A 13,089-nucleotide genomic window follows, 5' to 3' on the forward strand; every position below is an offset into this window, starting at 1 on the left:
TGCCGCCGCTCAGATGCGGGCGAAGCGCTCGATCAGAAGATCGAAGAAACCGTCGGCATCGACGAAGCGCATCACCTTTGCATTGCGCTTGCGGTCGGTCACATGCCACCAGTCGACGACGGTCATGCCAACCGTCAGCTCCGACTTCACCTCGATCTCGACATTGCACTCGCGGCCCTTGAATAGCTCCGGCTTCAGGAGATAGGCGACAACCGTCGGATCGTGTAGCGGGCCGCCGTCGGAACCGTATTTCTCGATGTCGAAGCGCTCGAAGAATTCCAGCATCTCGACCATTGCCTGGGCGGGCGCCGTGCCGAGGTCGGCCATGCGCTTGACGCGGTCCTTGCGGGTCAGCAGCTGATGGGTCACGTCGAGCGGCATCATCACGATCGGCACACCCGAACGGAAGACGATGTCGGCTGCTTCAGGGTCGACATAGATGTTGAATTCGGCGGCCGGCGTGATGTTGCCGCCCTCGAAGAAGCCGCCGCCCATCATCACCAGTTCGCGGACGCGCGCGACGATATCTGGCGCCTTCTGGAAGGCGAGGCCGATGTTGGTCAGCGGCCCGAGCGTGCAGAGCGTCACGCTGCCTTCAGGCTCGCGGCGTAGCGTCTCGATGATGAAGTCGACGGAATGCTGCGGCTGCAGCGGCATGGTCGGCTCGGCCAGCGTCGGGCCGTCGAGGCCGGTCTTGCCATGCACGTGCTCGGCGGTGACCAGCTTGCGGGCGATCGGTTTGTCGGCGCCGGCAAAGACCTTGATGTCGGTGCGCTTGCAGAGCTCGCAGATGATGCGCGCGTTGCGGCTGGTATAGGACAGCGGCACGTTGCCGGCGACCGTGGTGATACCGAGCACTTCCAGCTCTTCCGGGCTGCCGAAGGCGAGCATGATCGCTGCGGCATCGTCCTGGCCGGGATCGGTATCGATGATGATCTTTCTGGGGTTTGCCATATACGTCGGTCCCTCCTCAGGTGCACGTCGTTTTGGCAGGCACCATTTGTTTATGATTGCGTCGCAAATCGGCGCAGCCCTTGCGGGTGACGATTTGATGCGAGCCTGCATGCGCTTTGTCAAGCAAGGACGAAGCCGGCGTTTACCCTAAAAATTTCGGGTCCTTGCCCGGCGGCCGCAAAACCTTGCGCGACCGCGCGCCAATTCCCATATTAGCAAGACCCGGATGCTAGCTTAGGTCCGGAAAGGTCGCTTGCATCAAGGACTTGAAAACATGAGCCGTATCACTCCCTTCGCCAGCCCGCTGCTCCTGGGCTTCGATGCCATGGAAAAGACGCTTGAGCGGATTTCCAAGGCGAGCGACGGTTATCCTCCCTACAATATCGAGCGTATTGCCGCCGATCACGGTCAGCCGGAGCGCCTGCGGATTACCCTTGCCGTCGCCGGTTTCGGCGAGGATGAGCTCGATGTCACCACCGAGGAAAACCAGCTTCTCATCCGCGGCCGGCAGGTCGAGCAGGGCGAGCGCGAATATCTTTATCGCGGTATCGCCGCGCGTCAGTTCCAGCGCACTTTCGTGCTTGCCGATGGCATGCAGGTTCTCGGCGCCGGCCTCAAGAACGGTCTTCTCTCCGTCGATCTAATTCGCCCGGAGCCCGCACGCATGGTCAAGAAAATTAACATTTCGGTCTCACAGTAGGACAACGGTTCGATTGCGCCGTTGGTCCCTTCTCTTGGAGGTACAGGAATGTTGATGAAAGAAGCGAATTCTCACCTGACCAAGTCCGAACTTGCCGGTATCGGCAACGGCGAGGTCGCCTATATCCGCAAAATGCGTACTGAAGAAGTATCGAAGTGCTTCCCCGAAGCGCCCGATATCGACCCTGGCGTCGACCTCTGGGCCCTTTTCGGCGCTGACGGCACGCCGATCCTGCTCACGGACAACCGCTCCAGCACCTTCTTCAAGGCCGCTGAAGACGAGCTCAAGACGGTAAGCCTGCACTAAACGTGCGGGCTTATGTCACTTGCCTGTTGGCTTAGATCTTCTTGAAAGTCAGATAGGCGGACGAACGGCCTTCGCGCCGTGCCTTGGCCTCGTAGCGTGTGCTCGGCCAGCCCTCGTAGGGCGTCAGCCAATCCGCAGCATTGCTCGCCAGCCAGTCGAAGCCGCCGTGGTTGCGGCATTTCAGCAGCGTCCAGTTCACATAGGTATCGATATCTGAAGCGAAGCAGAACAGTCCGCCCGGCTTCAGCACGCGATGGAAACGCTTGAGGTTCGTCTGCGAGACGAAGCGGCGCTTCCAGTGCTTCCGCTTGGGCCAGGGATCGGGATAGAGCAGGTCGATCTGGTCGAGGCAGCCATCCGGCAGCCAGTCGAGCAGCTGCGTCGCATCGTCGTTATAGACGCGGACGTTTCTGGCGCCCTTGTCCTCGACGCTGGCAAGCAGCTTCTGCATGGAATTGATGAAGGGCTCGACGCCGATAAAGCCGGTGGAGGGCAGTTCCTGGGCGCGGTGGATCAAATGCTCGCCGCCACCGAAGCCGATCTCCAGCCGCAACTTTTCGACCGGAACCGGCCAAAGGCCTTTCAGCGGCTCGGGGGGAGCCGCTGAAATATCGATGAGGAATGCCGGGAGCAGAGTACTCAGCTTTTCCGCTTGCTGTCCGCGTAGAGCCTTTCCCTTGCGGCGACCGAAGAAGGCTTCGGTCGCGCGGCCGCGGCGTTCCATATCCGTCATGCTGCGGCCTTGAGCTTGATGGCTTCCTTGAGGCCCTTCACGAGGTCGGTGCGCTCCCAGGAGAACGAGCCGTCACGGCCGGCCTTGCGGCCGAAATGACCGTAAGCCGAGGTCTTTGCGTAGATCGGCTTGTTGAGGTCGAGGTGGCGGCGGATGCCCGTCGGCGACAGGTCCATGTTCTTGCGGATCGCGGCTTCGACCTGATCTTCGGTCACGCCCTTGCCGGTCTGGTGCAGGTCGACATAGATCGACAGCGGCTGTGCAACGCCGATGGCGTAGGACAGTTGGATCGTGCAGCGGTCGGCGAGACCGGCGGCAACGACGTTCTTGGCGAGGTAGCGGGCAGCGTAAGCAGCCGAACGGTCGACCTTGGTCGTGTCCTTGCCCGAGAATGCGCCGCCGCCATGCGGAGCTGCGCCGCCGTAGGTGTCGACGATGATTTTGCGGCCGGTCAGGCCAGCGTCACCATCCGGACCGCCGATGACGAACTTGCCGGTCGGGTTGATGTACCACTTGCAATCGCTGGCGATCGGCAGGTCGCCGAGAGCCTCGCGGATATAGGGCTCGACGACGGCGCGAACCTTCTTCGAATCCCACTTCTCGTCGAGATGCTGGGTCGAAAGAACGATCGAGGTCACTTCTGCCGGCTTGCCGTCGACGTAGCGAACGGTCACCTGGCTCTTGGCATCAGGGCCGAGCTTGGCAACGTCGCCGTCGCCCTTCTTGCGGGCGGTGGCGAGCAGCTGCAGGATCTTGTGCGAGTAGTAGATCGGCGCCGGCATGAGATCCGGCGTTTCCTTGCAGGCGTAGCCGAACATGATGCCCTGGTCGCCAGCACCTTCGTCGCCCTGCTGGTCGGCAGCGTTGTCGACGCCCTGGGCGATGTCTGCGGACTGCGAGTGCAGGAGAACGTCGATCTTCGCCTTCTTCCAGTGGAAGCCGTCCTGCTCGTAGCCGATGTCCTTGATGGCGCGGCGTGCAGCAGCCTTGAACTTCGACGGGTTGATGACGTCCTTGCCGTCCTTGTCCTTCTTCATCAGGCTCGGCGGCAGGCGTACTTCACCAGCGATCACGACGCGGTTCGTAGTGGCCAGCGTTTCGCAGGCAATGCGCACGCCCCAGGGGTTTACGCCGGTCTTTGCCGCTTCGCGGTAGACCAGGTCCACGATCTCGTCCGAGATACGGTCACACACCTTGTCCGGGTGACCTTCGGCAACAGACTCACTGGTGAAGAGGTAATTAGCGCGCATTCCGGGATTCCCCTCAAAGAATAAAGTTCGACGAATTGGTACTCAGTTCACGCTCGAAAAACAAGCGCAGAAGGACATAAATATATCTTTATATCTACGGCTAAATGACAAATTTTGCCTTAAAAACGCGAAAAAGGCGGCCTTTCGACCGCCTTCTGTCATTGGGCGCTGTTGGGAGCGCTTAGTCGGAGTCGGCTTCGGCGGCCAGCGCCTTGACGAGCTCGACGACCTTGCGGCGTACCTTCGGGTCGGAAATCTTCACGAAGGCGCGGTTCAGCTGCAGGCCTTCGGAGGAGGAGAGGAAGTCGACGACGTAGTTGGAGCTGGAGGCCTCAGCCATGCCGCTCATTGCGCCGGCGTGCTCGCCGGGTGCGTCTTCGAAGAAGAAGGAAACCGGGACGTTCAGGATGCTCGAGATGTTCTGCAGACGGCTGGCGCCGACGCGGTTCGTGCCCTTCTCGTACTTCTGAATCTGCTGGAATGTAATGCCAAGGCTTTCGCCAAGTTTTTCCTGGCTCATGCCAAGCATAGTGCGGCGAAGACGAATGCGACTGCCAACATGGATGTCGATCGGGTTCGGCTTCTTCTTGTTCTCAATCATGGTCGTGCCCTAACAAAAGATATTTCAACGAGTGAAACCGGCATTCCCTGAACCCATCCGTAACGCCACGTTGCATGAGGCGTTAACCCACCCTCAAGCATACGTTAACAACGCCGATCTGAACTACTATGCAATTTTAGGGGTTTTCGGTCAATTCTGCTTGAAAATAAAACCCATGCGAGAAATCAGCGCAATCATAAACAGCAACGTTTCAGTCAACCAAAAGTAGGTTTGATGTGGATAGCCTGCTGTTGAATCGGCCTTAAAGCCCTCAAGGGTTGCATCTATGAAACCGCTCTCATTGAGGCTGAGTCCACTAATAATCTCTCCGCGTGAATTCACCAGCGCTGAAATGCCGCTGTTGGCGTCGCGAATCAGCGGTAATCCTGTCTCAACTGCGCGGATTCTGGCCTGCTGAAAGTGCTGATAAGGTCCAGGCGTAGATCCAAACCAAGCATCGTTAGTAATGTTGAGAATAGCGTTGGCCTGATTGATGCCGGCCATCTCTCCGGGGAAAATGATCTCGTAGCAGATCAGCGGGTAGAGCGAGAGGCCGCTCGGGAGATTGAGCATCTCGCGGCTCGCGGCGGCGGTGAAGCCGCCCGGCATTTCGACGACGTTCTGGATGCCGAAATCATCGAGGAAATTCTCGAACGGCACATATTCGCCGAAGGGAACGAGATGAATCTTGTCGGATGCTGCAATGATCTGCCCGCGGCCATCGATGACGTAGATCGAGTTGTAATAGCGCGGTGCGTTACCGGGGCCGGTTTCCTCGACGCGAACGGCGCCGGCGATCAGGATCTGGTTATCGTCGAGCGTATCGGCAATCCGCGTCAGCGCGTCCTGATTATCCGTTAGAATGAAGGGGATAGAGGTTTCCGGCCAAACGATGATATCGGGCTTCTTGCCGCCATCCTTCGGCGCTTCCGCAGAGAGCTTGAGATGTTTCTCGAAGATTGCCGAGCGGTCGGCGTCACTGTCGAGCTTGGCGGCCTGGTCGATCATCGGCTGTACCAGGCGCACGACCGGCTGCTTGTCGGCAGGCGCAGCCTCAGGTTTCGGCAGGTAATAGAGAACGTAACCGCCGTAGCCGACATGCGCCGCAAAGAGCAAGGTGGCGAGCATTACGCCGATCTTCGCGCCCTGACGCGTGCCGAGAAGGGCAGGGGCGGCAAAGACGAAGACGGAGAGGGCGGTGATCCCCATGACGCCGAGGATGTGGACGGACTGCATCATCAGCGGAACGGGCATCATCCCGTAGCCGATGGCATTCCAGGGAAAGCCGGTGAACACCACGCTTCGCAGCCACTCGAACAGGCCGAAGCTTGCGGCCAGTGCGGCAATCCGCCCCAGTCCCTCCGACCAGAAGATCCGCGCGGCGGCCGCCGCCAGCCCGTAGAAAATCGCCAGCACCGCCGGCAGGCCGAGAATGGCAAGCGGCAGAGCCCAGGCAAAGGCGTCGGAATCGATAAGCAGCGCATGCCCCAGCCACCAAAGGCCGGCAACGAAATAGCCGAAGCCGAAAAGCCAGCCGGTGAGGAAGGCCGGCCAAAGACGGCCGATAAAGCTTGCCTCCGGAGAGGCGGCCGCCCCGTCGATCAGCCAGACGAGCAGCGTGAAGGAAATGAACATCGCGGCAAAGAAGCCGATCGGGGGAAGCGCTATAACGCCGATGGCGCCGGCCAGGATCGCCAGCAGTGCCCTTTTGAAACCCCAGACCAGGATAACCCTGTCCGCAAGCCGCTCCATGCGCAGTCCCCATCAAGCCGCGAATCAACCCGGCTCGCAGTCTTTCAAAAAAGCAGCTGTTTGTCGTGCTTTACGGGCACTCAGTTTGCCGCAGAAGATTCCGCGGGCCTGTCGTCGCCCTGCTCCGAGCCACCAACGCCGTCACCATCCGCCTTCACGCGGCGGCGTATCGCCTGGCGCTTGCGCGTGATGCGCACGCGCTTGATGCGCCGCGGATCGGCATCGAGGATGTGAAACTCGAAATCCGGCAGCGCCTGAACGACTTCGCCGCGCACCGGGATGCGTCCGAGCGCCGAGAAGATCAGGCCGCCGAGCGTATCGACCTCGTCCACCTGTTCGGCAATGTCGAAATCCGGGCCGATGGCTGCTGCGATCTCTTCCAGCTCGACGCGCGCGTCAGCAACGAACATGTCTTCGGAGACGCGCTTGAACATCACTTCGTCGTCGTCATGCTCGTCGTCGATGTCGCCGACGACCATTTCGACGATGTCCTCATGCGAGGCGAGACCATCGGTGCCGCCGTACTCGTCGATGACAAGCGCCATCTGCGTGCGGTTGACCTGCATGCGGCGCAGCAGGTCCGATGCGAGCATCGACGGGGGCACGAACAGGATCTTGCGGATGATTCCGGCCTCGGAGAGCGTCTTCTGCAGGTCGACGCGCGCCAGATCGAAATTCGGCTTTGCGGCGCGGCTCAGCTTCTGGATGTTTTCGGGCGCGATCTCGACCAGCGGCTCGGCAGCCTTGGTCTTGGCGCCGGCGCGGCGCTTGTTGCGCGCCTGCTTGGCGACATACGAGAGAAGGTCGCGGATATGGACCATGCCGCGCGGATCGTCGAGCGTATCGGCATAGACGGGCATGCGCGAGCGGCCGGACTCTTCGAAGAGGATCATCAGCTCGCCGATCGTGATCGTCTGGTCGACGGCCTCGATATCGGCGCGTGGCACCATGACGTCGGCGACACGGACTTCGCGGAAGCGCAGGATGTTGTGAAGCATCGCCCGCTCGTCGGGCGAAAAGGCGTCATCGCCGGTATCGCTGGTCATCAGCGCGTCGGCAATGTCTTCGCGCAGGCGCGAGCCTTGCTGTGGCCGGAGGATGCGGGCTGCGCGTGCCCAGAAAGATCGTCCGGAGTGTCTACTACTTCCGCCTTCGTCTGAGGAGGAAGATTGGTCGGCATCCTTGGTGTCTGCCGCGGGTTTTGCTGTAAAGTCGCTCATGGTTCCAATTTAAGGTCTTGACCCTCGTATGGGTCAGATAGGCCGAGATCCGCCAAAATGCGAGTCTCCAACCCCTCCATAATTTCGGCTTCTGCATTATTCATATGGTCGTAGCCGAACAGATGCAAGAAACCATGTACCATCAGATGCGTCAGATGGTCGTCGAAGGGCTTTTCGAGCTCGGCAGCTTCGCGCTCGACGGTTTCCCTGGCGATGATGATATCCCCGAGCATCGGCCCCGGCATCTTGCCGGGCGTGATCGGAAAGGCCGGGAAGGACAACACGTTCGTCGCCTTGTCCTTCTGGCGCCATTCGGCATTGATCGCCCGGATGGATTCGTCGTCGGTGAAGACCAGAGACAGCTCCGTCGCCATCTTCGGAAACTTCTGCTTGGCGTGCGTCTTCAGGTGACCCGCAGCCGCCTCCAGCACGCGTTCGGCCAGAGGCTGCAGCTCATCCTCGGAAGGCCAGCCGCCTTCCTCCACACTGATCTGAATATCGAGCAGGGTCATCAGTCCTGATTGACCGCGTCTTCTTCGCGCGCCGTATAGGTCGCGTCATAGGCGCGTACGATGCGGCCGACCAGCGGATGGCGCACGACGTCTGCATCCTTGAAGCGGACGGTCGAGATGCCCTCGACTTCATTCAGGAGGCGCAGAGCCTCGACAAGGCCCGACTTGATGCCGCGCGGCAAGTCGATCTGGCTCGGGTCGCCGGTGATCATCATCCGCGAATTCTCGCCGAGACGCGTCAGAAACATCTTCATCTGCATGGATGTCGTGTTCTGCGCTTCGTCGAGGATGATCGCGGCGTTGGAGAGCGTGCGGCCGCGCATGAAGGCGAGCGGGGCGATTTCGATGACGCCGGCAGTGATCGCCCGCTCCACCTTGTCGCCCGGGATCATGTCGTAGAGCGCGTCATAGAGCGGACGCAGATAGGGATCGACCTTTTCCTTCATGTCGCCGGGCAGGAAACCCAGGCGCTCGCCGGCTTCGACGGCCGGACGCGTCAGGATGATCTTCTCGACGGCGCCGCGCTCCAGAAGCTGGGCGGCTTGCGCGACAGCGAGGTAGGTCTTGCCAGTACCGGCCGGGCCGACGCCGAAGACCAGCTCGTTGCGCTCCAGCGCACGCATGTAAGCGTCCTGCGTTGGCGTTCGTGCGATGATCGTCTTCTTGCGCGTCGAAATCTGCGCCATGGTCAGCTTGGCTTTCTTTTCCATCGTCGGCAGGCTCAGCTGGTCGTCGGCGGCAACGGCCATGCGGATCGCACCTTCGACGTCAGATCGTTCCACGCTGCCACCTTTCTGAAGCTTTTCATAGAGATAATCGAGCGTGCGACGCGCCTGGTTGGTGGCGATCACGTCTCCGGTGATGACGACGGAATTGCCGCGGGCGCGTGCGTCGATGTGAAGCCGCTCTTCAAGCAGCTTAAGGTTCTGATCGAACTGACCAAAAAGTTCGCTGGCGAACCGGTTGTTCTCGAACGTCAGGACAAAGTGATTGGCGTCGCTCGCAATGCGTGGGTGGCGCGGTGAAGAAGAAACCAATTCTTGTCCGTTCAAGCGGTCGAGCTCCTTGTTGAACCTCAGCCCTCTGCAAATTCGGCAAACAGGCTGTTGGTTCCGGTTCCGGTGATTCGCACTTTAATAATGTCACCGATTTGCGATGCTTTTGCATCAACATTCACAGACTGAAGCCAGGGAGAACGCCCAATAAGCTGTCCTTCCATGCGACCGGGCTTTTCGAGCAACAGATCAATCGTTTTACCGACGCAGGATTCGGCAAATTCCTGCTGCTGCTTCAAGAGAAGCGCCTGCAGGCGTTCGAGCCTTTCTGCCTTGATCTCTTCGGGCACCTGGTCCTTCAAGTCAGCGCCGGGCGTACCCGGACGTGTCGAATATTTGAACGAGAAAGCCTGCGCATAGCGCACTTCCTCGACAAGCTTGAGTGTATCCTCAAAATCGGCCTCTGTCTCCCCCGGGAATCCGACGATGAAGTCACCCGAAAGAGCTATATCGGGCCGCGCGGTACGGATACGCTCGATCAGCGCCAGATACTCGGCAGCCGTATGGCGGCGGTTCATGGCTTTGAGAATGCGGTCCGATCCGGCCTGAACCGGCAGATGCAGATAGGGCATCAGCGCCCGCAGATCGCGATGCGCCTCGATCAGCCGGTCGTCCATGTCGCGCGGATGGCTGGTCGTGTAGCGCAGGCGCGCCAGGCCGGGGATGTCGGCGAGGCGGTAAAGAAGGTCGCCGAGGCTCCATTCTTCGCCGTTCGGGCCGACGCCATGCCAGGCATTGACGTTCTGGCCGAGCAGGGTGATTTCGCGCACGCCGCCCTCGACGAGCTTCTCGGCTTCATCAACGATCTGCGCAACAGAACGCGAAACTTCCGAGCCGCGCGTATAGGGTACGACACAGAAGGTGCAGAACTTGTCGCAGCCTTCCTGAACGGTCAGGAACGAAGTGACGCCGCGCGAGCGGATCTTCTTCGTTTCGGCGATCGGCAGATGCTCGAACTTGTCTTCAAGAGCATATTCCGTATCGACGATCCGCTGGCCTTCCTTGGCCTTGCGCAGCGCTTCCGGCAGACGGTGATAGGTCTGAGGGCCAATGACGACATCGACGGCCGGCGCGCGGCGCAGGATCTCTTCACCTTCGGCCTGGGCGACGCAACCGGCAACGCCGATCATCATCTCCTTGCCGGCGGCAGCCTTCTTCTTTTTCATTTCCCGCAGGCGGCCGAGGGCGGAATAGACCTTCTCCGCTGCCTTCTCACGGATATGACAGGTATTGAGCAGGACGAGGTCGGCCTCTTCCATATCCTCTGTCGGTTCATAGCCGTCGCGGGCCAGAGCGTCGCTCATGCGCGTCGAGTCGTAGACGTTCATCTGACAGCCATAGGTCTTGATGAAGACCTTGCGGCTGTTGCTGCCATCGCGGAGGCTCTCGCTCGGGAGCTGCTCCGTGGCCTGAAGAAGGGCGCTGTCTTGGGTCATGGCGGGCTATTTAGTGGTTTTTTGCCCGCTAGAAAATCGAAATCTTGTCTCAGGCGATGTCGCGGCCGCGCAGGCTGCTGTTCAGCATCGCGCGGATGCGCTGCGCGATCGTCGCACTGACATCCTTGCGCTTCGAATCCGCACGGTAATCGACCGGCTCGCCGAAGCTCACTTCGGCATCGAGCGCGCCCATTCTGAGAACGTCGAGGAGATGCGGCATCAGCTCGACATCACCCGGCCAGCCCGCCAGCGGGCGGTGATAGCGGCCCATCGCGATGCCATGAACACCAGTATAGGCGATCGCTACAGGCTGGACGAAAACCGAGCCATTCGGGGAGTGCGGCACGGCCATCGCGGCGGCGCCGAAGAGAGAGGACTTCACCTCGAGCAGCCGGTTGCCGTCGGAGGTCGTGCCTTCAGGGAAGAGCACGATGATCTCGCCATCGGCCATGCGCCCGGCGATCTCGTTCGCCTGGTTGCCAGTGTTGCGCTTTTCCTCGCGGACAATGAAGACGCTCTTCTGCAGCTTGGCGAGATGGCCGAATACCGGCCAGCCGCTGACTTCGATCTTAGCGATGAAGGCGACGTCGGCCACCGACGACATCACCATGATATCCATCCAGGAGGCGTGGTTGACGCAGAGCATCAGCGGACGGCGGGTTTCAAGGTTACCCTTGACCCTGACCCGGATCCCCAGGGCGTGGCAGGCGAATTTGTGCCATACGCGCGGCAGCGTGCGGCGGAGCTTCCAGTCGAATTTAAGCGCCAGCAGCTGGAAAGGCATCAGCAGGATGCTCGCCAGCGCAATGACGACGGCGGCATAGATCATGCGCACCCACACCATCAGCGGAGGCCTTCTGCTGCGGTCATCAGATCAGCGTTCGTCTTTCTTCAGCGGGATGCCATAGAGCTCCAGCCGGTGATCGACCAGCTTGAAGCCATGCTCGCGGGCGATCCGTTCCTGCAGCGCCTCGATCTCCGGCGAGCGGAACTCGATGACGACGCCGTTCTTCAGGTCGATCAGGTGATCGTGATGCTCTTCCGGCACCGTCTCATAGCGCGAGCGGCCGTCGCGGAAGTCGTGACGGGCAATGATGCCGGCGTCCTCGAACAGCTTGACGGTGCGGTAGACCGTCGAGATCGAGATCTTGGCATCGACTTTCACGGAGCGGCGATAGAGCTCTTCGACGTCGGGATGATCCGCAGATTCTTCGAGAATGCGGGCAATGACGCGGCGCTGCTCGGTCATCCGCATGCCGCGTTCGGCGCATAGCTCCTCAAGGGTCTTGGCTACGTCGGTCATTGGCGGCCTTCACAACAGATTCCAGTTCCGCAAGGGAACTAGCGAAGAACGCGCTTCATGACAAGCGCCGTGGAAACAGCACCCTTGTCGTCCTTGTAATAGCCGCGGCGCTCGCCGACCTTCTCGAAGCCGAGCTTGCGGTAGAGACCGAGCGCCGGTGCGTTGCCCGCATCGACTTCGAGGAACAGGCTTTCGCCGCCGCGCGCATGGGCTTCTCGCATCGCAGCCTGCATCAGCCGCCAGCCGAGACCGGAACGCGCGGCCTTGGCCTGCACGGCGACCGTCAGGATTTCGGCCTCTCCGGCAACCTGGCGGGCGAGCACGAAACCGGGCAGCGGCTTCTTGAGGAAAGCATTGGTCTGGCGCGCCACGAAGCCGAAGACATTGTCCTGGCTGAGCAGGCTGTGAAATTCGCCATCGCCCCAGGGGCGGGCAAAGCGTTCGCCATGCAGCACGGCAACGGCGTGGCAGTCGTCGCCGTCCATGGGGACAATCTCGAATTCCGGCTTAAGCGTCAGATAGGCTTCCAGCATTGTCATACTCGCGCAATCGCAAACCCCGCCTGTGGCTTGGCGTCAGGTCCACGCAGATAAAGGGGCTTCGGCTTTCCGGAAGACGGGTCGGCGGCAGCGCCGAGGCGCGCCACGAACGAGATGGGGAAGGAATTGGCGTAGTCGCCAGTCAGTTCGGGGCGCAGCAATGGTGCTGCGGAACCGGTGATCTCGCCATCGAAGGTCGAGGCGAAGGCTTGCGCTTCCTCGATGGTGACGGCGCGGGGATCGTCGAGAGGCTCGCCCTCGGCCGAAAAGCTCTGCAGATAGATTTCACCGCGCTTGGCATCCATCGCTGCGAGTACGGCGCGGCCGGGCGTTTTCACGCGCTGGGCTGCGGCCATGGTTTCGAGCGTGGTGATGCCAACGGTCGGGATATTCAGGGCGAGGGCAAAGCCGCGCGCTGCGGCAACACCGACGCGGATACCGGTAAACGAGCCTGGACCGATCGTGACGGCAATGCGTTCGACCATCGCGAGCTTCTTTCCCGCCTGCGCCAGCACGCGGTCGACGATGCCCATCAGATGTTCTGCATGCCCCTTTCCAATCATGTCCGATGCCTCCCCCAGCATCGTATCACTACCGCTGTCATAAACAGCGGCAGCGCAATCCACACCTGCCGTGTCGAGCGCCAGAACAATCATGCCATCAATTTCCGAATAAATTCTTCCGCGCGCAGAATAAATTCATCCGGCCGTGCTGCAATAGCCCGGCCG

The 13,089-nt window shown here is 60.6% G+C and carries 15 protein-coding genes; 2 read left to right on the forward strand and 13 right to left on the reverse strand.

What is annotated here, in order from left to right; translation table 11 throughout:
* Positions 1–9: 9 nt before the first annotated feature.
* The gene (locus ACODR6_RS14340; protein ID WP_489022734.1) at positions 10–954 is read right to left on the reverse strand and encodes a nucleoside hydrolase; all 945 of its coding nucleotides are present in this window, start codon (positions 952–954) and stop codon (positions 10–12) included.
* 274 nt (positions 955–1,228) lie between these two features.
* Here ACODR6_RS14340 and ACODR6_RS14345 point away from each other — a divergent pair, with 274 nt between their 5' ends.
* Together ACODR6_RS14345 and ACODR6_RS14350 are read left to right on the forward strand one after the other, a co-directional pair.
* Entirely contained in the window at positions 1,229–1,654 is a 426-nt protein-coding gene (locus ACODR6_RS14345; protein ID WP_112713757.1) for an Hsp20 family protein, read from the forward strand.
* Between the two features lie 48 nt (positions 1,655–1,702).
* On the forward strand, positions 1,703–1,960 hold the full coding sequence (locus ACODR6_RS14350) for a BQ00720 family protein (protein WP_112713755.1): 258 nt from the start codon (positions 1,703–1,705) through the stop codon (positions 1,958–1,960).
* Between the two features lie 31 nt (positions 1,961–1,991).
* Here the strand turns inward: ACODR6_RS14350 and trmB are convergent, their stop codons facing one another.
* The 12 genes from trmB to tsaB form a co-directional block, all read right to left on the reverse strand.
* Positions 1,992–2,693 (reverse strand): tRNA (guanosine(46)-N7)-methyltransferase TrmB, encoded by a 702-nt coding sequence (gene trmB / locus ACODR6_RS14355; protein ID WP_489022735.1) that lies wholly within the window; start codon positions 2,691–2,693, stop codon positions 1,992–1,994.
* Positions 2,690–3,943, reverse strand: coding sequence for a methionine adenosyltransferase (gene metK / locus ACODR6_RS14360; protein ID WP_112713751.1), 1,254 nt, complete (start codon positions 3,941–3,943; stop codon positions 2,690–2,692). The genes trmB and metK overlap by 4 nt, the downstream gene beginning before the upstream one ends.
* A gap of 181 nt (positions 3,944–4,124) precedes the next feature.
* Entirely contained in the window at positions 4,125–4,544 is a 420-nt protein-coding gene (locus ACODR6_RS14365) for a helix-turn-helix domain-containing protein (protein WP_112713749.1), read from the reverse strand.
* A gap of 150 nt (positions 4,545–4,694) precedes the next feature.
* Positions 4,695–6,296, reverse strand: coding sequence for an apolipoprotein N-acyltransferase (gene lnt, locus ACODR6_RS14370; protein WP_489022736.1), 1,602 nt, complete (start codon positions 6,294–6,296; stop codon positions 4,695–4,697).
* An 80-nt stretch (positions 6,297–6,376) separates the two neighbouring features.
* The gene (locus ACODR6_RS14375) at positions 6,377–7,516 is read right to left on the reverse strand and encodes a hemolysin family protein (RefSeq protein WP_130279209.1); all 1,140 of its coding nucleotides are present in this window, start codon (positions 7,514–7,516) and stop codon (positions 6,377–6,379) included.
* A complete protein-coding gene (gene ybeY, locus ACODR6_RS14380; RefSeq protein ID WP_449098488.1) occupies positions 7,513–8,028 on the reverse strand; it encodes an rRNA maturation RNase YbeY in 516 nt (171 codons plus the stop codon). Before ybeY ends, ACODR6_RS14375 begins: the two co-directional genes overlap by 4 nt.
* Positions 8,028–9,080, reverse strand: a complete 1,053-nt coding sequence (locus ACODR6_RS14385; protein ID WP_489022737.1) for a PhoH family protein — start codon at positions 9,078–9,080, stop codon at positions 8,028–8,030. Before ACODR6_RS14385 ends, ybeY begins: the two co-directional genes overlap by 1 nt.
* Before the next feature lie 23 nt (positions 9,081–9,103).
* A complete protein-coding gene (miaB, locus tag ACODR6_RS14390; protein WP_489022738.1) occupies positions 9,104–10,519 on the reverse strand; it encodes a tRNA (N6-isopentenyl adenosine(37)-C2)-methylthiotransferase MiaB in 1,416 nt (471 codons plus the stop codon).
* 49 nt (positions 10,520–10,568) lie between these two features.
* On the reverse strand, positions 10,569–11,363 hold the full coding sequence (gene olsA / locus ACODR6_RS14395) for a lyso-ornithine lipid O-acyltransferase (protein WP_489022739.1): 795 nt from the start codon (positions 11,361–11,363) through the stop codon (positions 10,569–10,571).
* 30 nt (positions 11,364–11,393) lie between these two features.
* Positions 11,394–11,822, reverse strand: coding sequence for a Fur family transcriptional regulator (locus tag ACODR6_RS14400; protein ID WP_112713735.1), 429 nt, complete (start codon positions 11,820–11,822; stop codon positions 11,394–11,396).
* Between the two features lie 38 nt (positions 11,823–11,860).
* Entirely contained in the window at positions 11,861–12,361 is a 501-nt protein-coding gene (locus ACODR6_RS14405; protein ID WP_246777525.1) for a GNAT family N-acetyltransferase, read from the reverse strand.
* Positions 12,358–13,017 (reverse strand): tRNA (adenosine(37)-N6)-threonylcarbamoyltransferase complex dimerization subunit type 1 TsaB, encoded by a 660-nt coding sequence (gene tsaB / locus ACODR6_RS14410; RefSeq protein WP_112713731.1) that lies wholly within the window; start codon positions 13,015–13,017, stop codon positions 12,358–12,360. Before tsaB ends, ACODR6_RS14405 begins: the two co-directional genes overlap by 4 nt.
* Positions 13,018–13,089: the final 72 nt, after the last annotated feature.

Source organism: Rhizobium sp. FG96 (assembly GCF_057808655.1).

What these genes read in the sequence shown, in the direction of transcription:
- ACODR6_RS14365 (WP_112713749.1), bottom strand. Translation starts at nt 4,544, where the DNA reads ATGATTGAGAACAAGAAGAAGCCGAACCCGATCGACATCCATGTTGGC.
- olsA (WP_489022739.1), bottom strand. Translation starts at nt 11,363, where the DNA reads ATGGTGTGGGTGCGCATGATCTATGCCGCCGTCGTCATTGCGCTGGCG.
- miaB (WP_489022738.1), bottom strand. Translation starts at nt 10,519, where the DNA reads ATGACCCAAGACAGCGCCCTTCTTCAGGCCACGGAGCAGCTCCCGAGC.
- ACODR6_RS14345 (WP_112713757.1), top strand. Translation starts at nt 1,229, where the DNA reads ATGAGCCGTATCACTCCCTTCGCCAGCCCGCTGCTCCTGGGCTTCGAT.
- tsaB (WP_112713731.1), bottom strand. Translation starts at nt 13,017, where the DNA reads ATGATTGTTCTGGCGCTCGACACGGCAGGTGTGGATTGCGCTGCCGCT.
- ACODR6_RS14350 (WP_112713755.1), top strand. Translation starts at nt 1,703, where the DNA reads ATGTTGATGAAAGAAGCGAATTCTCACCTGACCAAGTCCGAACTTGCC.
- lnt (WP_489022736.1), bottom strand. Translation starts at nt 6,296, where the DNA reads ATGGAGCGGCTTGCGGACAGGGTTATCCTGGTCTGGGGTTTCAAAAGG.
- ACODR6_RS14400 (WP_112713735.1), bottom strand. Translation starts at nt 11,822, where the DNA reads ATGACCGACGTAGCCAAGACCCTTGAGGAGCTATGCGCCGAACGCGGC.
- ACODR6_RS14340 (WP_489022734.1), bottom strand. Translation starts at nt 954, where the DNA reads ATGGCAAACCCCAGAAAGATCATCATCGATACCGATCCCGGCCAGGAC.
- trmB (WP_489022735.1), bottom strand. Translation starts at nt 2,693, where the DNA reads ATGACGGATATGGAACGCCGCGGCCGCGCGACCGAAGCCTTCTTCGGT.
- metK (WP_112713751.1), bottom strand. Translation starts at nt 3,943, where the DNA reads ATGCGCGCTAATTACCTCTTCACCAGTGAGTCTGTTGCCGAAGGTCAC.
- ACODR6_RS14375 (WP_130279209.1), bottom strand. Translation starts at nt 7,516, where the DNA reads ATGAGCGACTTTACAGCAAAACCCGCGGCAGACACCAAGGATGCCGAC.
- ACODR6_RS14405 (WP_246777525.1), bottom strand. Translation starts at nt 12,361, where the DNA reads ATGACAATGCTGGAAGCCTATCTGACGCTTAAGCCGGAATTCGAGATT.
- ybeY (WP_449098488.1), bottom strand. Translation starts at nt 8,028, where the DNA reads ATGACCCTGCTCGATATTCAGATCAGTGTGGAGGAAGGCGGCTGGCCT.